Source organism: Pseudomonas sp. GW821-FHT05D12 (genome assembly GCF_059419825.1).
On record NZ_JBWKSN010000025.1, the window covers coordinates 5,950 to 32,174 of the forward strand.

The window sequence follows — 26,225 nt, forward strand, 5'->3', positions numbered from 1 at the left end:
TCACGACACCACCTCCGCAACCACCACACCGTCCAGCCACCAACGTGCCAGCCCGTGAACATTCGGGGCCTTGAGCAACGTGAAGTGATTGCCGCCGCCGTACCACACCTGCAACCCGTTGCCCTGGCGTCGCCACCCTTCAATCATCAGGCCCTGCTCACGCTGATTGCCCGCTGCATCCAGCGCCGGGTCCTGGGCCAACACCAACCGCACCACCCCCTCGAACCGCCGCGCCGGCCGATACACCGTGCGCAACGCCGCCGCATAGGTACGCGCCGGACCGTCCATCGCGTCCACACTGGCCCGCGCCGGCAGCAAGCCGACGCCGACCATGCCCGCGTGCAGCCATTGCCGTTGCGCGATGTCATCGCGCGCGGCGAAGTCCAGGGGGTCAATGCCCAACGACTTGCCGGCCGACAACTGCATCGCTTCGATCAGGCGCAGCAGTGCCGCCGTGGTGGTATACGGCTTGCCCGCGCCGCCTGGCGCCTCGCTGTCGATCACCGTCAACGACGCCACTTCACGTCCGGCCGCCTGCAACTGCAGCGCCAGCTCCAGCGCCACCCAGCCACCGAAGGAATGCCCGGCCAGGTGCACCGGCCCGTGCGGGTACTCCTGCGCCAGCGCCGCCAGGTAACAGGCCGCCGCCGCTTCGACCTGGCTGTGCGGCACTGCCTCACCGTCGAGGCCACGTGGTTGCAGGCCGAACAGCGGCCAATCGCGCCCGAGCGCGTCGCTCAACCCCACGAAGCCGGTGACGCTGTCCCCCGCCCCCGGCACACAGAACAGCGGCGCATGCCCTTCCCGCCCGCTCTGGATGCGCAGCAGCGGCTGGTGCGGCGCCTGCTTCTGTGGCGAACAGGTCGCCAGGGCGGCGCTGATCGCCGCGCCCAACGTGCGGATATGCGGGGCCTGCATCATGCTCTGGTGATCGCCAGGCACCTCGATGCGGCGCAGTTGGCCCGGCGCCAGTGCGTCCTCCCAACCCAGCGATTCACTGCGCCGCGACAACTCGGTCGGGCGCTCCAGCGCGCTGAACAGATGCACCGGAATCGGCAGCGGGAACAGGCTGTAATGCGCCAGCGCATGCCCATGCCCGACTTCGCGCTCGATGAAGTTCAAGAGGTCCGCGTCCGTCGCCGCCGCCATTTGCGCGTACAGCAGACCTTGATCGCGACAGCGTTGCAGCAGGCCTGCAAAGTCCAGCTGTCCAATGCCCGCCGCCAACTGTTCAAGACTCGCCAACTCATGTGCACCTCCCTGTGCGTTCCAATAGGCCGTGCACTGCAACAACAGGTGCCGCTTGAGCGCGTCCGGCCCGCTCCAGCGCGCCTTGCCCTGGTCGGTCATGCGCGGCACGTAGCTGTCGATCAAGCCGAGAAACGCCACGGGCTCATCCAGCCCCAGCAATTGCATGGCGACCTCATAAGCCAGTACGCCGCCAAACGACCAGCCCGCCAGCCGATACGGCCCGTGGGGCTGGCGCTCGCGAATCAGCCCGACCATGCGCGCCGCCAGGCCTTCCATGCTGTGCAGATGCGCTTCACCCAAGGGCACGCCGGGCAGGCCGAAAATCGGATAATCACCGGGCAGGTGCTGGCCCAGCGCCGGGAAATAGACGTCCATGCCACTGAACTCATGGATCAGGAACAACGGCGGTTGCGTACCGCTGCTGCGCACCGTGATCACGCCGGTGTCGCGCAGCGGTGCCTGGGTGCGTGCGCGCAACAGCGCGGCGACGCACGCCACGCTGGCATGCTGGAACAGCTCGGCGAGGGACACCGGCAGACCCGCTTCCTCCAGCAGGTTTACCAGCCGAATCGCCAGCAGCGAGTGTCCGCCCAATTCGAAGAAGCTGTCATGCCGGCCCACCTGTTCCAGTTTCAACACCTCGGCCCACAGCCGCGCCAGGGTGTGCTCCAGGGCATCGCTGGGGGCTTCGAAGTCGCGGCGGTTCAAGGCGTCCCACTCAGGTGCCGGCAGCGCCTTGCGGTCGACCTTGCCGTTGGCAGTCAACGGCAAGTGCGCGAGCGCCACATAGGCCGAAGGCAGCATGTATTCCGGCAGTTGCGCCTGCAGGTGTGCACGCAGGGCGTCGATGGCGGCGGCACCGGTAAAGTACGCCACCAGGCGCTTGTCCCCCGGCGCGTCTTCGCGCGCCAGCACCACCACCTCCTGGACATCGGCAAAGGTTGCCAGGCGCGCTTCAATCTCGCCCAGCTCGATGCGGAAACCGCGGATTTTCACCTGGTCGTCATTGCGCCCGATGCACTCCAGCAACCCGTCCGCCGTCCAGCGGCCGAGGTCGCCGGTGCGGTACATCAGGGCGCCTGGGACAAAGGGGTCCTGGACAAATTTTTCCGCGCTCAGCTCAGGGCGATTCAAGTACCCCTTGGCCACGCCATCGCCGCCGATGCAGATTTCACCGCTGACCCCCAGCGGCACCGGCTGCAATTGCGCATCCAGCACATGGATCCGGGTGTTGGCGATCGGCCGTCCCACCGGCACGCTCTCGGCGTCATCGGCCAGCGCGCGCACTTCATAAGTGCTGGCATAGGTGGTGGTTTCCGTCGGCCCGTAACAGTGCACCAGCCGCAGCGCGGGGGCCGCGGCCAGCAGGCGGCGAAACGCGGCCGGGTCGGCCCGCTCGCCGCCGCACAACAGAATGCGCAGGCCCGCCAACGCCTGGGGAATCATCTGCACGTATTGGTTGAACAGCGCCGTGGTCACGAACAGCACCGTCACCTCCTGCAAGGCCGCGCCGAACGCGCTCGGGTCGAGCACGGTGGCATGGTCGATGACCTGCACCTGGCCGCCGTTGAGCAATGCGCCCCAGACGTCCATGGTGCTGGCGTCGAACGCCGGGTTCGAGGCGAAGGCCACGCGGTCGCCGGCATTGAAATCGGCATAGCCGTTGTTGAGCACCAGCCGTGTGATGCCGCGATGGGGCACCAATACGCCCTTGGGCGTGCCCGTGGAGCCGGAGGTGTACATGATGTACGCCACGCTGTCCGAGGATTGCGACACGTCCGGGTTATGGCTCGGTTGCGGGTCGAGCACCAGGGTGTCGAGGTCCAGGCGCCGGACCGGGTACCCGACCACCGCATCGCTGTGGGTCAGCAGCCAGCTCGCGCCGCTGTCCTGCACCATGAAGCCCTGGCGTTCGGCCGGCGCGTGGATATCCAGCGGCACATAGGCGCCCGCGCACTTGAGCACTGCAAGCTGGCTGACGAGTAAATCCAGGCAGCGTGGCAGCAGGATGGCCACGCTGTGCCCAGGCCGCACGCCAAGCTCGATAAGGTGATGGGCCAGGCGGTTGGCGCGGCTGTTCAGTTCGCCGTAGCTCAGGCTGTGTTCGCCCTGCAGCGCCGCCACGGCGCCGGGCCGTGCCTGCGCCTGGGCTTCGAACAAGCGCTGCACCGTGTGCTCACGCGGGAATGCCCGGGCAGTGGCATTCAACGCCAACAGCTGCTGGCGCTCGGCAGCGGGCAGGATCGGCAAGCGGCCGATGGCAATCTCCGTCGCCCCTTCCAGCGCCTGCACCACCTGCTCCACGGCGATCTGCAGGTAGTCGCACAACCGCCGCGCGCCCGGCCCCACGGCCTTCAAACCGAAGCTGTCGCCGAGGTCGTCCACACTCATCGACAAGCCATAGTTGCTGGACTCCTCGGCCTTGAGCAGTTGAATGCCCTGCCACGCCTCGGCCACACCCGCGCCGCGCGGCGCGCTATGGCGATAGTTGAACAACACGCTGAACAAGGGCGTGCTCGCCGGTACCGCGCTGCACCGCTGGGCCAGTGCCAGCGACGCATGCTCGTGGCTGAGCAGTTCGGTGAGGCGCACATGCGTGGCCTGCACGGCAGTGCGTACCGACTGTTCACCGAGGTCGACCCGCAGCGGCAAGGTGTTGATAAACACCCCCATGGCGCGCTCGGCACCCTCGCCGCCTTGCAGGCGGCCCAGCAGCACGGTGCCGAAGACCACCGACTCACGCCCACTGACCTTGCCGAGTACATGGGCCCACGCCAGGTGCATCAGGCTCGCAGTGCTGACCCCTGCCTGGCGCGCCTGGGTACGCAGGCGTTGACCCAACGCAGCGTCAAGCGTCACCCGCGCCGGTGCAGCGGGGCCCAGGTCCTGCACCACCGTTGGCTCATCGATGTCCCCCAGCATCGCGCGGAAAAAATCCTCGTGGGTCTCGGCGCCCACGCGGGTCTGCGCCACGTAGTTGCGATATGGCACCGCCGCACCCAGCTGATCCTGGGCACCCAACAGGAAGGCCTGCAGTTCATGCTGCAGGATCTCCAGCGCCAGGTGGTCCATTACCAGGTGGTGGAACAGCAAGGTCGCGACCAGCCGCTGCGGCGTCTCGGTATACACCAGGCGCATCAGCGGTGCCTGCCCGAGGTCGAGGCGCGGCGGCACCGGCCCGTTTTCGACGCGCAGGCTCGCCTCACGCCACACCACTTGCAACGGTTCCTCCAGGCCTTGCCAATGGAAGGAAGAGCGCAAAATGTCGTGCCGCTGGATCACCGCCTGCAAGGCCTGGGCAAACGCGTCGAAGCGCTGGCGACTGTCGAAGGCAAATTGCGCCTGCAGCAGATAGGCATCGGCGGCCTGCTCGGCGCGATGGTGATAGAGCATGCCGGCCTGCAACGGCGCCAGCGGGTAGAGGTCCTGCACATTCGCCACGCCACCGGGGATGCCGGCGACAATACGCGCGATGGCTGGCGAGTCCAGCGGGATCGGCGGCAACTGCGCGACTTGCGCGCTACCGCCCAGTGCTGCGGCGAAGGCACACAAGGTGGGTTGGCCGAACAGCACTTTCACCGGCGCCGCCAACCCCAGGTGGCGCAAACGGCCCATCAGGCTGACCGCCAGCAGCGAGTGCCCGCCCAGTTCGAAGAAGTGATCATGGCGCCCCACGCGCTCTACATCGAGCAGCTCGGCCCACAGCGCGGCGATGATCATTTCGCGCTCGCCCTGAGGCGCTTCGTACGCGCGCACCGCCACCGCATCCGCCCCCGGCGCCGGCAGCGCCTTGCGGTCGAGCTTGCCGTTGGGGCTCAACGGCAGCGCCTCCAGATGCACGAACACCGCCGGCACCATGAACGCCGGCAGGTGCCGCAGCAGCTGCGCGCGCAGTGTGTCGATCGGCGTGCGCACGCCGGTGTAGTACGCCACCAGGCGTTCATCGCGGGCGATCACGGCGGCTTCGCTGACCGCAGCACATTCGGTCAGCCGCGCCTGGATTTCCCCCAGTTCTATACGCAGGCCACGGATCTTCACCTGGTCGTCGTTGCGCCCCAGGTATTCGAGGGTGCCGTCCGGCCAATAACGGCCGACGTCGCCGGTGCGGTACATGCGCCCCTCGGTAAACGGGTCTTGCAGGAAGCGCTCGGCGGTTAGCTGCGGACGGTTCAAATAGCCACGCGCCACTTGCACGCCGCCAATAAACAGCTCGCCGACCACGCCCAGGGGCACCGGTTGCAACTGCGCGTCGAGCACGTACAGGCGTGTGTTGGCAATCGGCTTGCCGATCGGCGTGTTGTCCGGCGTCACGGCTCCCGCGCAGTTCCAGGCCGTCACGTCGACGGCGGCTTCGGTGGGGCCATACAGGTTATGCAACTCGCTGCCGGGCAACTGCTGCTTGAAGCGCCGCACCAGGCTGCCGGGCAAGGCTTCGCCGCTGCACATCACCCGCACCACGCCGGCGGCCTGGCTCACGTCGCCATGGGCGAGGAAGACGTCGAGCATCGACGGCACGAAATGCAGCGTGGTGATCTGCTCAGCCGCGATCACGGCGCACAAATAGGCCGGATCCTTATGCCCTTCAGGTCGCGCCATCACCAGGCGCGCGCCGGTGGACAGCGGCCAGAAGAACTCCCACACCGACACGTCGAAGCTGAACGGGGTTTTCTGCAGCACCGCGTCGTCGGCCGTCAGCGCATAGGCGTCCTGCATCCACAACAGGCGGTTGACCACCCCGGCATGCTCATTGATCACGCCTTTGGGCTGGCCGGTGGAGCCGGAGGTGTAGATCACGTAGGCGCTGACGGCCACAACCGTCGGGTTGTCGAGCGGCTGGTGCTGCCAGCACGGCTGGTCGAGGTCGACCACCGCCACGTCCCCCAGCACCCCACGCGTTGCCGCCTGGGCCAGCACGGCGACCGGCGCGCTGTCCGCGAGCATGTAGGCAAGGCGCTCCAGCGGATACGCCGGGTCCAGCGGCACATAGGCGGCGCCGGCCTTGAGAATCGCGTACAGGCCGATGACCATGTCCAGGCCGCGCTCCACGCAGATCGCCACCCGCGAACCGGGCTGTACACCCAGCGCCAGCAAGTGATGCGCCAACTGATTGGCCCGCGCATTCAGTTCGGCATAGGTCAGTTGCAGCTCGCCGGCCTTGAGCGCAATCGCGTGCGGAGTGCGCGCCACCTGCGCTTCGAACATCCCATGCAGGGTCTGTTCGAGGTCGTAGTCGACCGCCGTGGCATTGAAGTCGAACAGCAACTGCTGGCGCTCGCGCTCGTCCACCAGCGGCACCTGCTCAAGGACCGCCTGGTCGTTGTCGACCATGGCCCGCAGCAGGCGGGTGAAGTAGCCGACATAACGACGCACCGTCGACTCATCGAACAGTGCCACGGCGTATTCCAGCGCGCCGATAATCGTGCCCTGCACTTCGCCCAGGTCCAGCGACAGGTCGAACTTGGCAAAGTGGCTGTGTTCGACAATGCGCTCCAGGGCCAGGTCGCCGAGGGCCAGGGTCGGCGCACTGCTGTCCTGCCAGGTCAGCAGGGTCTGGAACAGCGGGCTGTGGGCCAGGCTGCGCAGCGGCCGGGTGATTTCCACCACCTGCTCGAACGGCAGGTCCTGGTGGTCCTGGGCCGCCAGTGTCAGGCCCTTGACCCGTGCCAGCAACGCCTCGGTGCTCAACGCGCCGGAGGTGTCGATACGCACCGCCAGGGTGTTGACGAACAGGCCGATCAAGCCTTCCACCTCACCTCGCGTGCGGTTGGCCACCGGCGAGCCGATCACCACGTCGTGCTGCCCGGACAGCCGCGAGAGCAAGGCAGCCCAGGCGCTCATCAAGGTCATGTACAACGTGCTGCCGTGGCGTTGGCTCAAGGCCTTGAGACCAGCGGTGAAGCGTTCATCCAGGCGTACCTCGACGCTGCTGCCGGCGTAGTCCTGCAGTGCCGGGCGCGGGCGGTCGGTGGGCAGTGTGAGCAAGGCCGGTGCACCGTCCAGGGCCTGCTGCCAATAGCGGCTCTGGCGCTGCAGCACTTCGCCGCTGAGCCACAGGCGCTGCCACACGGCGAAGTCACCATACTGGATCGCCAGCGCCGGCAACGGGTCTGGCAGGCCGTGGCTGAACGCCTGGTACAACGCCGTCAGCTCACGGGTCAGCACGCCCATGGACCAGCCATCCGAGACGATATGGTGCAGGGTCAACAGCAGCACGTGGTGATCGTCGGCCATCACCACCAGGCGCCCGCGCAGCAGCGGGCCGCGCTCCAGGTCAAAGGGGGCCGAAGCCTCGCCCTGGATCAATGCATCCAGCGCCTGCTGGGGTTGCGGGTGGCGACGCAGGTCCTGCACTTGCAGGGGCAGCACGTCTTCGGCCGGCACACTGAGCACCTGGGCCACGTCACCGTGCTGGGCAAAACGGCTGCGCAGGGTGGCATGCCGCGCGACAATCCGCGCCAGCGCGCGTTGCAACGCCTCGACGTGCAGCTGGCCGCGCAGGCGCAGGCCGATGGGAATGTTGTAGGCGGTGTTGGCGCCTTCCATCAACGCCAGGAACCATAGGCGCTGCTGGGCAAAAGACAGCGGCACCGGCTCATCGCGGTTGGCCGGCAGGATCTGCGGCAAGGTACTGCGGCCGGCCTGGGCCAACCCCTCGGCGACAGCGGCCAGTTCGGCATTGGCGAACACGTCGCTGAGCAGCAACTCCACGCCCAGGCGCTGGCGCACCTGGGAGACCATGCGCATCGCCAGCAACGAGTGCCCACCCAGCTCGAAGAAATGATCGCGGCGCCCCACGCGCTCGACCTGCAGCACCTCGGCCCAGATCTGCGCCAGCACACTTTCGATCTCGCCCTCGGGGGCTTCGTATTCACGGGTAAACACCGCGGCCATGTCCGGGGCCGGCAAGGCCTTGCGGTCGAGCTTGCCGTTGGCGGTGAGGGGCAGCGCGTCCAGCTTCACGTAGGCGACCGGGACCATGTAGTCCGGCAGGTGTGTCACCAGGTGGGCGCGGAGGTCGGCCACGGTCAGTGGGTCGAGCTGCGGGTTTTCCGTGTAGTAGGCGACCAGGCGCTCCTCACGCACCAGCACCACCGCTTCCAGGAGACTCGGGAGATGGTTGAGCTGGGCTTCGATCTCGCCCAATTCGATCCGCACGCCACGGATTTTCACCTGGTCATCGTTGCGCCCCAGGTACTCGAGGGTGCCGTCCGGCAGCCAGCGCGCCATGTCGCCGGTACGGTACATGCGCCCCGCGTTGAACGGGTCGTGCAGGAAACGTTCGGCCGTCAGCTGCGGGCGGTTCAGGTAGCCGCGCGCCACGCCCTTGCCACCCACATACAGCTCGCCCGCCACGCCCAGCGGCACCGGCCGCTGCTGCGCATCCAGCAGGTACACGCGGGCATTGGCGATGGGCTTGCCGATGTGCAGCGGCTGGCCGGCCTCGACCTTGCCCGAGGTGGCGACCACCGTGGCTTCGGTCGGGCCGTAGTTATTGATCAGTTCAAAACGTTGCGCACGCGCGAACTGGCGCAGGCGGTCGCCGCCGATCAGCAGCGTGCGCAAGGTCGGGTGTTCGATCTGCTGGCTGAACGCGTACTCGGCCACCGGGGTCGGCAGGAAGCACACGTCCAGCGGCTGCGCGCACCACCAGGCCAGCAGCGCATCAATATCCTCGGCGCCGTCCGTAGCCGGCGGCAGGTGCAGGGTCGCCCCCACACACAGGGCCGGCCAGATCTCCCAGGCCATCGCATCAAAGCCAAACCCGGCGACGCTGGCGGTGTGGCGCCCGGCGCACAGGTCAAACGTGCGGCAGTGCCAGTCCACCAGGTTGGCCACGGTGTGGTGTTCCACCATTACGCCCTTGGGCTGGCCGGTGGAACCGGAGGTGTAGATCACATAGGCGAGGTTCGACGCGGTCATCGCGACCATCGGGTTGCTCGCCGAATGATGCTGCCAGGTGTAGCGATCAAGGTTGATCACCGGCACGTCGAGCGCCGGCAGGCGGGCAAGCAACGCGTGCTGGGCCAATACCGCGACCGGCGCGCTGTCACTGAGCAGGTACTCAAGGCGCTCAGCCGGGTGGGACGGGTCCACGGGCACATAGCAGGCGCCAGCCTTGAGGATCGCCAGCAACCCGGCCAGGGTGTCCAGGCCCCGGCGCGCGACAACCGCCACGCGGTCATCAGGCTTGACCCCCAGGGCCAGCAGGTGATGCGCCAGCAGGTTGGCCTGCTGGTTCAGCTCGGCATAGGTCATCTGCCGCCCCTGGTGCACGGCGGCGATGGCGTCGGGCGCCAGCGCGGCCTGGGCTTCGATGCGGGCATGCAGCGTGGTGCCTTGGGGGAACTCCGCCTGGGTGGCATTGAACTGCTGCAACAAGCGCTGCTGCTCGGCGAGCGGCAGCACCGAAACGCGGTTGAGCGCGGTGTCCGGCGCCTGCTCCAGCGCGTCCAGCAGGTTTTCCAACGCGGTCTGCAGGTAGGCACAGACGCGGTGCGGGTCCACCAAGGTGCTGGCGAGCAGGCTCAGGCCGAAGCCTTCACCCAGGTCATCGACACTCAGGGTCAGCGGGTAGTTGGTGCGTTCCTCGGCACTCAGCGCGGCGATACCGTGCCAGGCCGAGACCGCCTCGGCGCTGGCGGCCGGGGCGCTGTGGCGGTAATTGAGCAACGCACTGAACAACGGCGTCGGCGCCACCACGCCACTGCAGCGCTGGGCCAGGGCCAGCGGCGCATGCTCATGGCGCAGCAACGTGGTGAGCCTTGCGTGGGTGGCCTTGACCCCGGCGCGCACGCCCTCGTTGCCCACGTCCACGCGAAACGGCAGCGTGTTGATGAAGATCCCCAGCGCCCGGTCCGTGTCATGGCTGCCCTGCAGGCGGCCCATCAACACGGTGCCGAACACCACTTGCTCCTTGCCGGACAACACCCCCAGCACCTGCGCCCAGCCCATATGGAACAGGCTGGCGGCGCTCACCCCTAGTTGCCGCGCCTGCGCCCGCAGCCGTTGCGACAACGCCGGCGCCAGTGCCAGGTGAACCTCGGCAATGCCGCGTGCATCGCCTTGTACATCGTGCAGGCCAAACGGCAAGGTCGGTTCGCTGATGTCGCCGAGCATCTGGCGGAAAAAGCTTTCGTGCTCCTCTTCGCGGGTCCCCAGCCGCGCCTGGGCCACATAGTTGCGAAACGGCACCGCCTGGCCGAGTGCCGCGCCCTGCCCCAGCAGGCACGCCTGCATTTCATGGCACACCACTTCCAGGGCACTGTGGTCGAGCGCCATGTGGTGGAACAACAAACTGGCGACGATGCGCTGGTTGGCCGGATCATCCGCGCGCACCAGGCGCAGCAGCGGCGCCTGTGTCACGTCGAGACGATAGTGGCGGGCATCGAACAGCGCATGCAATTGCGCGGCGATATCGCCCTCGGCCGCCGGCAATTGGAGGGCCTGCACCGGCAGGCGCGCGGTGCGCCACACCACTTGCGAGGGCTCTTGCAGGCCGTCCCACACCACGCCGGTGCGCAGGATATCGTGGCGATCCATCACCGCCTGCAGCGCCTGGGCAAAGGCGTCGAAGCGCTCCAGGCTGTCGAACGCGAATTGCGCCTGCATCACGTACGGATCGCCGTGCTCGGCGCTGACGTGGTGAAACAGGATGCCTTCCTGCAACGGCGCCAGCGGGTAGATATCCTGGATATTCGCCACGCCGCCGTCGACGCTGGCGACGACTCGGTCGATCTCCTCCTGGCTCAGGGTCGACAGGCTCAGCATGTCCGGTGTGATGCGCTCGGCGCCGGCCGGGATGCCATTGGCCGGTACCTCGACGGCGCCCGCCTGCGGCGCCGAGTACTCACCGGCCTGGATCAGCGCGATCAACGCCGGTTTGTGTTCACGCAGCGCGGCGATAATCGCCGGGTCACTCAAGGCTTGCCTGTTGCCCTGCACCGACAACTGATCGCCCTTGAGCGCCAGTTGGATGTCCTTGGTTTTCAGCGTCGCCAGCAGTTGGTTGATGCTCACAGGACGATCTCCATTCGTTCGGTCATTGCGGCGTAGCCGGCCAGTGTCGGCTGTTCGAACAGCGCGCGCACATCGGCTTCCATGCCTTCCTGGCGCAAGCGCCCGATCAAGCTCACGGCGAGCAGCGAGTGCCCGCCCAATTCAAAGAAATTGTCCTGGCGACCGACCCGCTCGACCTTGAGCAGTTCGGCCCACAGCCGCGCCAGGAGCTTCTCGGTGTCACCTTCTGGCGCCTCGTACTCACGCGCCACCAACGCGTCCAGGCCCGGGGTTGGCAGGGCCTTGCGGTCAAGCTTGCCGTTGGGACTCAGCGGCAGCGCGTCGAGGTGCACAAACAACGCGGGCACCATGAAGTCCGGCAAGTGCCGCAACAGCTGTTCACGCAAGCTGTCGACGGGCGTCTGCGTGCCGGTGTAATAGGCCACCAGGCGTTCTTCGCGGGCCACCACCACGGCGTCCTTGACCGCTGCGTGCTCGATCAGGCGCGCCTGGATTTCCCCCAGCTCGATGCGCAGGCCACGGATTTTCACCTGGTCGTCGTTGCGGCCCAGGTATTCGATATTGCCGTCGGCCAGGTAACGCCCCACATCCCCGGTGCGGTACAGGCGCCCGTCGCTGAACGGGTCCTTGATAAAGCGCTCGGCGGTCAGCTGCGGACGGTTCAGGTAACCCCGCGCCACCTGCACGCCGCCGATGAACAGTTCGCCGACCACGCCCAGCGGCACCGGCTGCAATTGCTCATCCAGCAGGTACAGGCGCGTGTTGGCAATCGGCTTGCCGATCGGCGTGTTGTCGGGCACCTCGGGGCGCGCGCAGTTCCATGCGCTCACGTCCACCGCGGCTTCGGTCGGACCGTACAGGTTGTACAGGCCGAGGCCCGGCAATTGCTGCTTGAAGCGCCGCACCAGGCTGCCCGGCAAGGCTTCGCCGCTGCACATCACGCGCCGCAAGCCGGCGGCCTGGCTGACGTCGCCATGCGCGAGGAACACGTCAAGCATCGACGGCACGAAGTGCACGGTGGTGATCCGCTCGGACTCGATCACCTCGCACAGGTACGCCGGGTCCTTGTGCCCGCCCGGACGCGCCATGACCAGGCGGGCGCCGGTGAACAGCGGCCAGAAGAACTCCCACACCGACACGTCGAAGCTGAACGGGGTTTTCTGCAACACCGCGTCCTCGGCCTTGAGACCGTAGGCGTCCTGCATCCACAACAGGCGGTTGACCACCCCGGCGTGTTCGTTGATCACGCCCTTGGGCTGGCCGGTGGAGCCGGAGGTGTAGATCACGTAGGCCTGATGGCGCGCATTGAGGTCGGCGACGTGGGGATTGGTCGCGGGCTGGTGCTGCCAGGTGCAATGGTCGAGATCGATCACCGGCGCGTCCCCCAGCAGCGCCAGGGTCGCGCCCTCGGCCAGCACCACCACCGGCGCGCTGTCCTGCAGCATGTAGGCGATGCGTTCCTGCGGGTAGGCCGGGTCCAGCGGCACATAACCGCCACCGGCCTTGAGGATCGCAAACAGGCCGACGACCATCTCCAGGCCACGCTCCACACAGATACCTACCCGCGCGTCTGGTTGGACGCCGCGTTCACGCAGGTGATGGGCCAGGCGATTGGCGCGCTCGTTGAGTGCCTGATAGGTCAAGTGTTGCTCGCCGGCGGTGACCGCCACGGCCTGCGGTGTGCGCACCACCTGGGCTTCGAACAGACTGTGCAGGGTCTGGTCGAGGTTGTACGGCACCTCGGTTGAGTTGAACTCGACCAGCAGCTTTTTACGCTCCTCGGCGTCCAGCACCGGCAGGCGGTCAAGCGCCCGCTGCGGCGCCTGCTCCAACGCGTCGACCAGGCCGGACAAGGCCACTTGCAGATAGCCGCATACCCGCTGCGCGTCGGTACGCGCCAGGGCGGTGATGGCATAGCCATCGCCCAGGTCATCCACGTTCAAGGTCAGCGGGTAGTTGGTGCGCCCGTCGTTGACCAGGGTCTGCATGCCTTCCCAGGCCTGCTGCGCCTCCTGCGAGCGCGTGGCCGCGCCGCGATGACGGTAGTTGAGCATCGAGCTGAACAGCGGCGCCGGCGCGGCCACCCCACTGCAGCGCTGGGCCAGCGCCAGGGACGCGTGCTCATGCCCGAGCAAGGCGCTGAGGCGCTCATGGGTGGTACGCACGGCAGCGCGGGCGCCCTGCGCGTCGATATCCAGGCGCAGCGGCAAGGTATTGATAAACACACCCAGCGCGCGGTCGGCACCCTCGCCGCCCTGCAGGCGGCCGACCAACACGGTGCCGAAGACTACGCTGCGCCCACCCGAGGTGGCCGCCAGCACCTGCCCCCAGGCCAGGTGGAACAGGCTCGCGGTGCTCACGCCCAGCAGCCGGGCCTGGGCGCGCAGGCGGCGGTTGAGGTCGCTGTCCAGGCGCAAGCTGTGTTCCTCGATGGCGCTGCCGTCGCCGCGCACATCCTGCCAGCCGAAGGGCAAGGTCGGCGCGTCGACATCAGCGAGCATGCCGCGAAAGAACGCCTCGTGTTCCTGCTCGCTCACCCCCAGGCGGGCCTGGGCCACGTAGTTGCGGTACGGCATCGGTGCCGTCGTTGGCGCGGGGTGACCCAGCAGGTAGCCCTGCATTTCGCGCAGCACCACGTCGAAGGCGGTGTGGTCGAGGACGATATGGTGATAGAGCAACACCACGACCACACGTTGGTTGGCCGGGTCCTGTGCATACATCAGGCGGATCAGCGGGGCCTGGCTGATATCCAGGCGATAGCGCCGCGCGTCGAAACGCGCATGCAACTCGGCCAGTACGTCGCCGTGCAGGTGCAGTTCCTGCAAGCTCAATTCGGCGCTGCGCTGCACCACTTGCAGCGGCTGTACCAGACCTTCCCAGACCACCCCTGTGCGCAGGATATCGTGACGGTCGATCACCTGTTGCAGTGCCTGGGCGAAGGCCTGCAGGCGCTCGACGGTGTCAAATGCCAGGTGCGATTGCAGCAGGTACGGGTCGCCCTGTTCGGCCGTGATGTAGTGGTAGAGGATGCCCTCCTGCAAGGGCGCCAGCGGGTAGATGTCCTGCACATTGGCGGCACCGCCGGGCACACGGCTCACCACGTGATCCAGCGTGGCCTGGTCCAGGCTCACCAACGTGAGCATGTCCGGGGTGATGCGTTGGCAGTCGACGGCAATGCGATTGGCCGGCACCGGCACTTCGCGGCCACTGCCGACGGCGGCTGCCAGCGCCGCCAGGGTGGGTTGGCTGAACAGCACCCGTACATCGGCGCTGAGGCCAGCCTGGCGCATGCGTTCGATCAGGCTCACGGCCAGTAGCGAATGCCCGCCCAGTTCGAAGAAGTGATCATGCCGACCGACCTGCCCGACCTGCAGCACTTCGGCCCAGATACGCGCCAGGGTGGTTTCGACCGCGCCTTGGGGCGGCGCATAGTCACGGCTCGACAAGGCGTTGTGATCGGGCTCCGGCAAGGCCCTGCGGTCGAGCTTGCCGTTGGCGGTCAGCGGCAATGCCTGAAGTTTCACGTACGCGACCGGCACCAGGGCTGCAGGCAATTGCGCTTGCAGCTGCGCACGCAGTGCGTCGATATCCAGCGGCTGCTGTTCGGTGAACCAGGCGATCAAACGGCCCTCGCGCACCAGCACCACGGCATCACCCACGCCGGGCAGCGCAGCCAGGCAGCTTTCGATCTCGCCCAGCTCGACGCGCACGCCGCGCACTTTGACCTGGTCATCATTGCGGCCCAGGTAGTCGAGGTTGCCATCCGGCAACCAGCGCACCCGGTCGCCGGTGCGGTACATGCGCCCCTGGTTGAACGGGTCCTGCAGGAAGCGCTCGGCGGTCATCTGCGGACGGTTCAGGTAGCCCCGCGCAATGCCGCTGCCGCCGACATACAGCTCGCCGGCAACCCCCACCGGCACCGGGCGCAAGTGCGCGTCCAGCACATAGGCGCTGGCATTGGCGATCGGCCGGCCGATATGCAGCGCCTGCCCGGCGCGCACGCGGCCGGAGGTGGCGACCACCGTGGCTTCGGTGGGACCGTAGTTGTTGATCACCGCAAAGCGTCGCTCCTGGCTGAACTGGCGCAGGCGATCACCGCCGATCAGCAGGATGCGCAGGGTTGGGTGTTGCAGGTTCTGACTGAAGGCGTACTCAGCCACCGGCGTCGGCAGGAAGCTCACGTCCAGCGGCTGCGCCAGCCACCAGGCCAGCAGCGCGTCGAGATTTTCATTGCCGACCTGTGCAGGCGGCAGGTGCAGGGTGGCGCCTACGCACAGTGCCGGCCACAGCTCCCAGGCCAGCGCGTCAAAGCCGAACCCGGCGACACTGCTGGTGTGGCTCCGCGCATCCAGGCCAAAGGCTTCGCAGTGCCAGTGCAGCAGGTTTTCGACGCTGCGGTGTTCGACCATCACGCCCTTGGGCTGGCCGGTGGAGCCCGAGGTGTAGATCACGTAGGCCAGGTGCGCCGGGGTCAAGGCACTGATGTGCGGGTTGCTGGCGGCATGCTGCTGCCAGCGCGGGTCGTGCAGGTCGATGCTGGCGACCGCGCCCAGCAGCTCGCGGGTGCTCGCCTCGGCCAGCACCGCCACCGGGGCACTGTCCTGCAGCAGGTAGGCGATGCGCTCGGCGGGGTACGCCGGGTCGATGGGTACATAGCCGGCGCCAGCCTTGAGAATACCCAGCAGCCCCACCAGCATCTGCGGGCCACGCCGGCAGCAGAGCGCGACGCGGTCGTCCGGTTGCACGCCCAGTTGCAGCAGGTGATGGGCCAACTGGTTGGCGCGACGGTTGAGTTGCGCATAGGTCAGCGATTCGTCGCCCTGCACCACGGCAATCGCCTCGGGTTGGCGTTCGGCCTGCACCTCAAAGGCGCCGTGCAGCGTCTGGCCCTGGGGGAAATCGTGGGCAGTGGCATTGAAGTCGCGCAGCAGGGTGTCACGCTCCGCCACCGACAGAATCGGCAGCCGGTTGAGCGGCGTATCTGGCGCACTTTCCAAGGCCGCGACCAACTGCTCCACCGCGCCGAGCATGTAGCTGCACAGGCGCTCGGCACCGATCTGCGGCAGCGCCAGGACATTCAGGCCAAAGCCGTCACCCAGGTCATCCACGCTCAAGGTCAGCGGGTAGTTGCTGCGTTCTTCACCGCCGAGCAACTGCACGCCCGTCCAGATGCCATGGCCGTCGCGCGCGATTTCGTCCGGCGTGGTGTGACGGTAATTGAGCAAGGCGCTGAACAACGGCGTGGAGGCCGCCACGCCGCTGCAACGCTGGGCCAGCGCCAACGATGCGTGCTCGTGACCGAGCAAGGCACTCAAGCGCGCATGCGTGGCCCTGACCGCCACGGCGGCGCTGGCCGCGACATCTACCCGCAGCGGCAAGGTGTTGATGAACATTCCCAGCGCCCGGTCGGCACCGTCGCCGGCCTGCAGGCGGCCCATCAACACGGTGCCGAACACCACGTCGTCACGCCCGGACACCAGCCCCAGCACCTGCGCCCAGGCCAGGTGCATCAGGCTCGCCGCGCTGACGCCCAACTGCCGGGCCTGCTCGCGCACGCGCCGTGCCAACGCTGCGTCCAGGGCTTGCTCGGCCTCCTCGATCGCACGGCCATCGCCCTGCACATCCTGTACGCCAAAGGGCAAGGTCGGTTCGTCGACATCGCCGAGCATGGCGCGAAAGAAGTGTTCATGCTCTTGCGCGCTGACACCCAGGCGAGCCTGGGCGACGTAGTTGCGAAACGGTGCGGGCGCCGGCAAGTCCTGCGCCTGGTTGAACAGGAACGCGCGCATTTCCTGGCCGACCACGGCCATGGCAGTGTGGTCCAGCGCCAGGTGGTGAAACAGCAGGATCGCCGCCACCCGCGCGTTGTCCGGGTCCTTGGCGTAGACCATGCGCAGCAACGGCGCCTGGGTGATATCCAGGCGGTAGTGACGGGCATCGAAACGCCCGTGCAACTGCTCGATGATGGCGCCGTCTGCCGGGTCCAGCTCGACGGCCTGCACGCTCAGCCGCGCCTCGCGCCACACCACTTGCACCGGGCTGTCCAGGCCTTCCCAGACCACGCCGGTACGCAGGATGTCGTGACGCGCCACCACCTGCTGCATCGCGCCCATAAATGCCTGCAGACGCTCGACGCTGTCGAATGCCAGGCGCGATTGCAGCAGGTACGGGTCGCCCTGCTCGGCGCTGATGTGGTGGTAGAGAATGCCTTCCTGCAACGGCGCCAGCGGGTAGATATCCTGCACATTGGCCGCGCCCCCCGGCACGCTGGCGACGATACGGTCGATGGCGTCCTGGTCGAGTTGCACCAGGCTCAGCATCGACGGGGTGATACGCGTACACCGCAATGGAATGCCGTTGGCCGGCACCCGCACTTCGCGCCCCTCGCCCACCGCTGCCGCCAACGCGGCCAGGCTCGGCTGGCTGAACAGCACGCGCACGTCGGCGCTGAGGCCGGCCTGGCGCATGCGCTCGATCAAACTGACTGCCAGCAACGAATGCCCGCCCAGCTCGAAGAAATGATCATGGCGACCCACGCGCTCCAGCTTGAGCACGTCCTGCCAGATCTGCGCCAGCAGGGTTTCCACTGCGCCCTCCGGCGCCTCGTAGCCACGGCTGAGCAGCGCGCTGTGGTCGGGCACCGGCAGGCCCTTGCGATCGAGCTTGCCGTTGGCGGTCAGCGGCAACAGCGCCAGCCAGACATAGGCCGACGGCACCATGTAGTCCGGCAACCGGCCTTGCAGATGGGCCCGCAGCGCTTCGATCTCCAGCGCCGCCTCGGCGGTGTAGTAGGCCACCAGGCGCTTGTCACCGGGCGCATCTTCGCGCACCACAACCACGGCGTCGTTCACGCCGGGGAAACTCGCCAGGCAGGTTTCGATTTCGCCGGGTTCGATCCGATAACCACGGATCTTCACTTGCAGGTCATTGCGGCCCTGGTACAACAGGATGCCGTCGGCCCGCCAGCACGCCAGGTCACCGGTGCGGTACAGCAAGCCCTCGCCGAAGGGGTTGGGGATAAATTTTTCGGCAGTCAAGTGCGGCTGGTTCACGTAGCCCGTGGCCAGGCCCGCGCCGCCGATGTACAGCTCGCCGACCGCGCCCAGCGGGAGCAAGTGCTGGTGCGCATCCAGCACAAAGGCCTGGGCGTTGGCGATCGGCCGGCCGATGGGAATACCGCCCTCGCCCGGCGCCGTGATCTCATAGGTGGTGGAAAAGGTGGTCGCCTCGGTCGGGCCATAACCGTTGAGCAGGTGTTGCGGTTTGCCGTGCGCGAGCACGCGGCCAATCACCAGCGGGTCAAGCACATCGCCGCCGACGATCAGGTAACGCAACTGGCGGAACACCGGCATCAGCGCATCGGCATACTGGTGGAACAGCCCGGCGGTCATCCACAACACGCTAACGGCCTGCTCCTGCAAGAGTGCGCCAAACGCGGCCTGGGACAACAGTTCCGCCGGCTCGACCACCACCACGCAACCGCCATTGAGCAGCGGCGCCCAGACTTCCAGGGTGCTGGCGTCGAACGCCGGGTTGGAGGCGAACGCCACGCGGTCCCGGGCGTTGAAGTCGGCATAGCCATTGTTGAGCACCAGGCGCGTGATCGCACGGTGCGGCACTTGCACGCCCTTCGGCGCGCCGGTGGAGCCGGACGTGTAGAGGATGTACGCCACACACTGGGCGGTCTGGAACAGGTCGGGATTGCGCGGCGACTGCGCGTCCAGATTCAGCTCGGCGAGATCGCCAAGCACCCGGTGCGCACCGCTGTCCTGCACAATGAACGCCTGGCGCTCGGCCGGCGCGTTGATGTCCAGCGGCACATAGACTGCCGCGCATTTGAGGATGGCCAGCTGGCAGATCAGCAAGTCGATGCTGCGCGGCAGCGCGATAGCCACGCTTTCCCCCGGCTGTACACCCAGGGTGATCAGGTGGTGGGCCAGGCGATTGGCGCGGCGATTGAGGTCGCGGTAGCTCAGCGACACACTGCCCTGCACCGCCGCCACCGCTTCAGGACGTGCCAGTACCTGGGCTTCGAACAACTGGTGTACGGTCAATTGCGACGGGTAGGCGCGCGTCGTGGCGTTGAACTCCACCAGCAGTTGGTGGCGCTCGGCCGCCGGGATGATCGACACCGCCTGCAACGGCGTGGTCGGCGCCTGTTGCAACGCACTCACCAGGTGGCGCAGCGCGGTCAGCAGGTAGTCGCCCACTCGCTGCACATCCAGGCTGGCTACGCCTTGCACCGTCAGGGCAAAACCGCTGCCGAGGTCATCGACATTGAGCACCAGCGGGTAGTTGCTGCGCTCTTCGGAACTGAGGATCTGGATGCCGCTGGCCGCAAACGGGTTATCCCCCGGCGCTTGGTCCGCAGCGCTGTGACGGTAGTTGAGCAAGGTGCTGAACAACGGCAGTGAGCCCGGCACGCCACTGCAGCGCTGGGCCAGGGACAACGACGCGTGCTCATGCCCGAGCAAGTGTGCGAGCCGTGCATGGGTGGCGCGCACACCGGCCAGCACCAAGGTGTTGCCGAGGCTGACCCGCAGCGGCAAGGTGTTGATGAACATCCCCAGCGCGCGGTCGGCGCCCGCGCCGCCTTGCATGCGGCCCAGCAGCACCGTGCCGAACACCACCTCTTGCTGGCCCGAGACCTGCCCCAACACCTGGGCCCAGGCCAGGTGCACCAGGCTTGCGGTGCTCACCCCGAGTTGCCGCGCCTGTTCACGCAGGCCCAGGTTCAAGGCCGGTTCCAACGGCAGGCGTGCCTCGAGAATGCCGCTGCCGTCGCGGTTCACATCCTGCAAGCCGAAGGCCAGGGTCGGCTCGTCAATGTCGCCGAGCATCTCAGTGAAGAACGCTTCGTGTTGCGCCTGGCTGACTCCGAGGCGCGCCTGCGCCACGTAGTTGCGGTACTGCACGGCCTCCGGCAGTTGCGCGCTGCTGCCGGACAGGCTGGCGCTCATCTCTTGCACCAGCACTTGCAAGGCGGTGTGGTCGAGCAGGATGTGGTGCAGCAGCAGGATGCCGACGAGGCGACCCGGTTCTTCGCAGTAGGCGAAATGCATCAGCGAGGCGCGCGTGAGGTCGAGACGGAAGTGCCGTGGGTCGAAGCGCTGTTGCAACTGCGCCAAGGCATCGGCGCCCAGCCCCTCTATGCGCTCGACCGCCAGTGGCGCCTGGCGACACACCACTTGCACCGGCTCGTCGAGGCCTTCCCAGAGGATGGCGGTGCGCAGGATGTCATTGCGCTCGATCACGCTGTGCAGCGCCTGGATAAAGGCATCGACCGCCGCTTGATCGTTGAAGCCGAACTGCACCTGCAACACATAGGGATCGCCTTCGCGGGTCGCCAGGTGGTGGTACAGAATGCCCGCCTGCAGGGGAGCCAGGCCGTAGATGTCCTGCACATTGCTGATGCCACCGGGCACGCGCTGGATGATGTGGTCGAGGGCGGCCTGGCTCAGCTCCACCAGCGGTACCATGTCCGGGGTGATGTGCTGCGTGGCCGCCGTGATCAGGTTGGCCGGCACCTGCACCTGCTGCTGCCCGCCGACTGCGGCAGCGAGTGCCGCCAGGGTCGGCTGGCCGAACAGCACGCGGACGTCGGCGCCCAGCTCGACCTGGCGCATGCGCTCGATCAGCTTGACCGCCAGCAGCGAATGGCCGCCCAGTTCGAAAAAGTTATCGTCCCGGCCGACGCGCTCGAGCTTGAGCAGGTCCTGCCAGATCGCGGCGATGGCGTTTTCCACCGCGCCCCGGGGCGCCTGGTAGCCCCGCCGCGCCAGGGCTGTGGCATCGGGCACGGGCAAGGCGTTGCGGTCGAGCTTGCCGTTGGCGGTCAGCGTAAAACGGTCCAGCAACACGAAGGCGCTGGGCACCATATGCTCGGCCAGACTCAGCAGCAGGTGGTCGCGCAAATCCGCGATATTCGGTGCGCCGTCGGCAATCACGTAGGCCACCAGGCGCTTGTCACCCGGTTCGTCTTCACGGGCAATCACCACCGCGTCACGCACGCCCGGAGCGCTGGCGAGGCGCGCCTGGATCTCGCCGAGTTCGATGCGGAATCCGCGGATTTTCACCTGGTCATCATTACGCCCCAGGTATTCGACGCTGCCGTCGGCGAGCATTCGGCCGAGGTCACCGGTCTTGTACAAACGCAAGCCGGTGGCCGGATCAACCAGGAAGCGCTCGGCGGTCAGCGCATCGCGGTTCAGGTAACCGCGCGCCACACCGGCGCCGCCGACGTACAGCTCACCAACCACACCGAACGGCAGCGGCTCGCGGCGCTCGTCCAACACATACAACTGCAGGTCGGGAATGCGCACACCAATCGGGCTGGCGCCGACCCGGTGCGCATCCGCCGCCTGCAATGCACGGTAGGTGACGTGCACGGTGGTTTCGGTGATGCCATACATGTTCACCAACTGCGTGCCGGCGTTGATCGCCCGGGCATACCAGGGCTTGAGCATCCCCGGTTCCAGCGCTTCGCCGCCGAAAATCACCTGGCGCAGGGAATGCGCCTGGGGGCTCTGGCCCTGGGCGGCGATCAGTTGACGGAAGGCGCTGGGGGTCTGGTTGAGAATGCTCACCCCCGCTTCACAGAGCAGCGTGTAGCACTCGTCCGGCGAGCGGCTGACCCGTTGCGGCACGATCAGCAGTTGCCCGCCATGCATCAGCGCGCCCCAGATTTCCCACACCGAGAAGTCGAATGCGAAGGAGTGGAACAGCGCCCACACGTCGGTGGGGTTGAAGCCGAACCAGTGTTCGGTGGCGGTGAACAACCGCGCGACCTGGCGATGCTCGATCATCACGCCCTTGGGCTGGCCCGTGGAGCCGGAGGTGTAGATCACATAGGCCAGGCTCGCTGGGCTCAGCGTGATCCGCGGGTTGACGATGGACTCGCCCCGCAGGCCGTTGAGATCGATCTGCGTCCGGTCACCCACCCGATGACGGGTGTTGGTCTGCACCAGCACGGCCACCGGGTCGCTGTCGGCCAGGGTGTAGGCGATGCGCTCAATCGGATAAGCCGGATCGATCGGCACATAGCCCGCGCCGGCCTTGAGGATGCCCAGCAGGCCGATGATCATCTCCACACCGCGTTCCACGCAGATCGCCACCCGATCATCCGGGCGCACGCCTTGGGCGAGCAGGCGATGGGCAACCTGGTTGGCACGTTCGTTGAGCTGGCGATAGCTGAGGCGTTGGTTGTCGAAGCGCAAGGCAATGGCTTCGGGCTGGGCGGCGGCGTGGGCTTCGACCTGCTGGTGGATCAGCGCGCTGTCGGCGAAGGTCTGCGGGGTGTGGTTGAGGGTGTGCAACAGGGCATGGCGTTCGGGGTCAGGCAGGATGTTCAGGCCGCTCAGCGGCATCTCCGGTCGTTGCTCCAGGGCTTCGGCCAGACTCGCCAGCGCCGTGTGCAGGTAGCCCGCCACACGCTGCGCGCCGATGGCCGCCGCGACCATCACCGTCAGTGCAAACGCTTCGCCGAGATCGTCCACGTTCACCGTCAGCGGGTAGTTGGTGCGTTCCTCGGCACCAAGGACCTGGATCCCCTCGGCGACGTCAATCACCTCGGCCATATCACCCGCAGCGCTGTGCCGGTAGTTGAGTATCGCGCTGAACAACGGCGTCGGCGCGGCCACGCCGCTGCAACGCTGGGCCAGCGCCAGGGACGCGTGCTCATGCTGGAGCAACGCGGTCAGCCGTGCATGGGTGGCCTTGACGCCGGCCCGCACACCCTGCGCGCCCACGTCCACGCGCAGTGGCAGGGTGTTGATGAACATGCCCAGCGCCCGTTCACCGCCCTCACCCGCGCCCATGCGGCCGAGCATCACCGTACCGAACACCACTGACTCGCGCCCGGACACCACGCCCAGGACCCGTGCCAACGCCAGGTGCAGCAGGCTTGCCACACTCACGCCCTGCGCCCGCGCCAGGCTGCGCAAGCGCAGGCCCAAGGCGGCGTCGACGGGGATGCGTACCTCGTCGATACCCTGGCCGTCGCCCTGCACATCCTGCAAGCCGAACGGCAGTGTGGGCGCCTCGATATCCGCCAGCATCTCGCGGAAGAACTGCTCATGGGCCTGCTCGCTGACGCCGTGGCGCACCTGGGCGATATAGCTGCGAAACGGCACCGGCGCCGTGGCCTGGTCCTGCTGGCCCGCCAGGTACAACTGGATTTCATCGCGCACCACATCCAGCGCGGTGTGGTCGAGAATGGTGTGGTGAAACAGCAACATGGCAACCACGCGCTGGTGGGTCGGGTCCTCGGCAAATACCAGGCGCAGCAGCGGCGCCTGGCCCAGGTCGAGGCGGAACGTGCGCGCGTCATAGCGGTTCAGCAAACGGTCGAACGCGTCGCCCCCACTGAAATGCGCCTCTTCACAGGCCAGGGTCGCCGTGCGCCACACCACTTGCAGCGGCTCGTCGAGGCGCTCCCAGGCCATCGACGTACGCAGAATATCGTGGCGGTCGATGACCCATTGCAGCGCCTCGGCAAATGCGTGCAGGCGAGGACGGCTGTCGAACACAAACTGCGCGTGCAGCACATACGGATCGCCCTGCTGCGCCGACAGGTGGTGATAGAGCATGCCCTCCTGCAACGGCGCCAGCGGGTAGATGTCCTGCACGTTCGCCGCACCACCGGGGATCGCCGCGACGATCCGGTCGATGGCCGCCTGGTCGAGGCTGACCAGCGGCAACATGGCCGGTGTGATCCGATAGGCCGGGCTCAGCCAATCACCGCCATGCTCGGCCACCAGTGCGAGCAACCGGGGTTTGTGGGCGATCAATTGATCCCACAGCGCGTCATCCAATGCCTCATCGTCACCCAGGACAATCAGGTCGTCTGCTTCCCTTTGCAGACGGATCGCGTGGGTGGAAATCGCTGCCAATAATTCGCTGAACTGCATGGAGGTAACCTGCCTGATAAGTCACGGTGGAGAAGAAAGTCCGTTTTCAGCTGCCGTTTGCAATCGTCTGTGCTGGGCGCCCGGTGAAAGAAACACGGGCACAGCCGGGGGCCTGGAAGGCTTCCGGCAGGGTTGGGAAATTAAGGGATTTGACCGCAGGGAGGTGACATGGGAAGCGGGGACAAGGGCGCCAGCCCTGGGATCGGGCTGAGCAGCAGTGTGGTTTTAACGCGCAGGCGCGCCAGCGATGGCGCGGTGTCAGGCAGCGACGAGGGTCAGGCTTCGCGCGCCTTGACCTTTAAATGCCGCGCATACCAGGGCCGCTTCGGCACGCGCTTGAACAAACCCAGCAGCGCATCGTCCTCGGCACCGAAGGTGATGCGCAGCGCGAGCTTCATGGTCTCCGGATCCATCTCCATCGACTTGCCCATCTGCAGCCCCGGCGTGGTGCTGCAGCCATGGGTGTCCGGGCCCAGCCACGGGTCACCGACTTCGACCCAGCGCCCCGGCGCAAACCAGGCCACGCCGTTGACCTGCATGCGGCTGACCTCGCCAGGATTGAAACGCTCATGGGCGCGGAACCAGTCTTCGATGCGGTCGTCGATCCAGCCGTGGAAGTGCCAGAACACCGGGTTCACGTGGGACGAAAACGGGTCGCCGAGGAAGTCGTTTTCCGCCGCATACCAGCGCGGGGCGAAGTCTGCCGGGTCGCGGGCCAGGGGCACGGGCGCACCGTTGGAAGGGTCACGGGGCACCGAGGCCCAGCGCATGTGCAGCCAGTCATGCAGGCCCAGCTCCATCTCCGAGCCCAACTGGCCGAGACTCAATCTGGCCAGGTAACGCGGGTCGCGGTACTGGGATTCCCAGACCTGGAAGTTGCTGTGGTAGGTCTCGGCGGCCTTGATGTCGCTGACCCACTGGGTGTATTCGCTGTCATCCGCGGCCCACCAGGTGGGCGGCAGGGCGAAGCCATCGTGGTTGTCGAAGTACCGCAGGAAGCCCAGGCGATCGCGCTCAAGGGGCGGTTGCGGCGCGGGGAATTGCGGCCATGAGGGCAAATCCTGCATTGAGCGCGCGGTGCCGAGCATGTGCCGGTGCATGAAGAAGAAGTCGATGCCCGAGCCGTTGCGGTCCTTGTGCTTGCCACGCGCATCACGCTCCTTGCCCCGTGGGCCGGGTTGCCAGCCGATGCCGCGCAGGGCCTCGCGCTTTTCTTCGGAGAGCTTGTGCCACTGGTCCCGGGTGGCGTGCCACAGCTGATGGAACAGGCGGTGCTCGGGCGCGATCAGCCAGGCCAGCAGCGTCGGGTTGAGGCCGATGCGTTGGCGCGCTTCGGGAAACCAGTGCTTGTGGGCAATGAAGCGGTTGTCGCGCTCGGTCAATGCCAGCGGGCGATCCAGATCAAGGATCTGCCCGCTGAGGGTGCTGCTGCCGGCGTTGGCAAAGTCCGCCCAGACCTGGTCGAGGGTCATCTTGAATTCATAGGCGGGCCTGCCGTCGGCGGAATCGCGGTCGATCAGGCGCCAATAGAGCAAGGCGCTGTCGCCGCTCACCAGGTCACCGAGTACGCGATAGCGCGGCTCGCCTTCAGCGCGCAGCTTGGCGGCAGTGTCCAGGTAGCCACGCACGCCGCGGCCACGCGGGGCAATGTCGAGCAGCAGTTCCAGGCCTTGCAACGGCAGGCCCTTGAGGCCGGCGTCGCGACCTTCCAGGCGCAGGCTCCACACGCCACGCAAGGTGTTGGCCAGGTGCTGGCCGGCAGTATCGGCCAGCGCCACCGTAGCTTCGCCGGGGGTGATGGGGAATTCTTCTTCGCGCGTCAGCTCGCGATGGGCATAAAAGGCCGCCGGCACAGCGGCGCCGGTGAGCGCCAGGCCTGCGAGGAACCCACGTCGAGAGATGGTCATTGTCTACCTTAGGAAACGGCTTTATCAGAGCTAGAACGTTTGCAGCCCGGGGAAATTTACCGCGCTGTCGGCGGCGCCTAAATTTGCGCGCCCATCACTCGTTCTTCCCTGATAGCGAAGGCCTCAACTGACTGAGATGGCA

The 26,225-nt window shown here is 67.0% G+C and carries 3 protein-coding genes; all 3 read right to left on the reverse strand.

The window, feature by feature from the left end; translation table 11 throughout:
- Positions 1-11,268, reverse strand: a complete 11,268-nt coding sequence (locus AC07SI_RS29680) for an amino acid adenylation domain-containing protein (RefSeq protein ID WP_495007072.1) — start codon at positions 11,266-11,268, stop codon at positions 1-3.
- Positions 11,265-24,176 carry an amino acid adenylation domain-containing protein gene (locus AC07SI_RS29685; RefSeq protein WP_495007073.1) on the reverse strand — a complete coding sequence of 4,304 codons (12,912 nt, stop codon included), beginning with the start codon at positions 24,174-24,176 and terminating at the stop codon, positions 11,265-11,267. The genes AC07SI_RS29680 and AC07SI_RS29685 overlap by 4 nt, the downstream gene beginning before the upstream one ends.
- A gap of 275 nt (positions 24,177-24,451) precedes the next feature.
- On the reverse strand, positions 24,452-26,083 hold the full coding sequence (gene pvdP, locus AC07SI_RS29690; protein ID WP_495007074.1) for a pyoverdine maturation tyrosinase PvdP: 1,632 nt from the start codon (positions 26,081-26,083) through the stop codon (positions 24,452-24,454).
- Between the last annotated feature and the right edge of the window lie 142 nt (positions 26,084-26,225).

What these genes read in the sequence shown, in the direction of transcription:
- pvdP (WP_495007074.1), bottom strand. Translation starts at nt 26,083, where the DNA reads ATGACCATCTCTCGACGTGGGTTCCTCGCAGGCCTGGCGCTCACCGGC.
- AC07SI_RS29685 (WP_495007073.1), bottom strand. Translation starts at nt 24,176, where the DNA reads ATGCAGTTCAGCGAATTATTGGCAGCGATTTCCACCCACGCGATCCGT.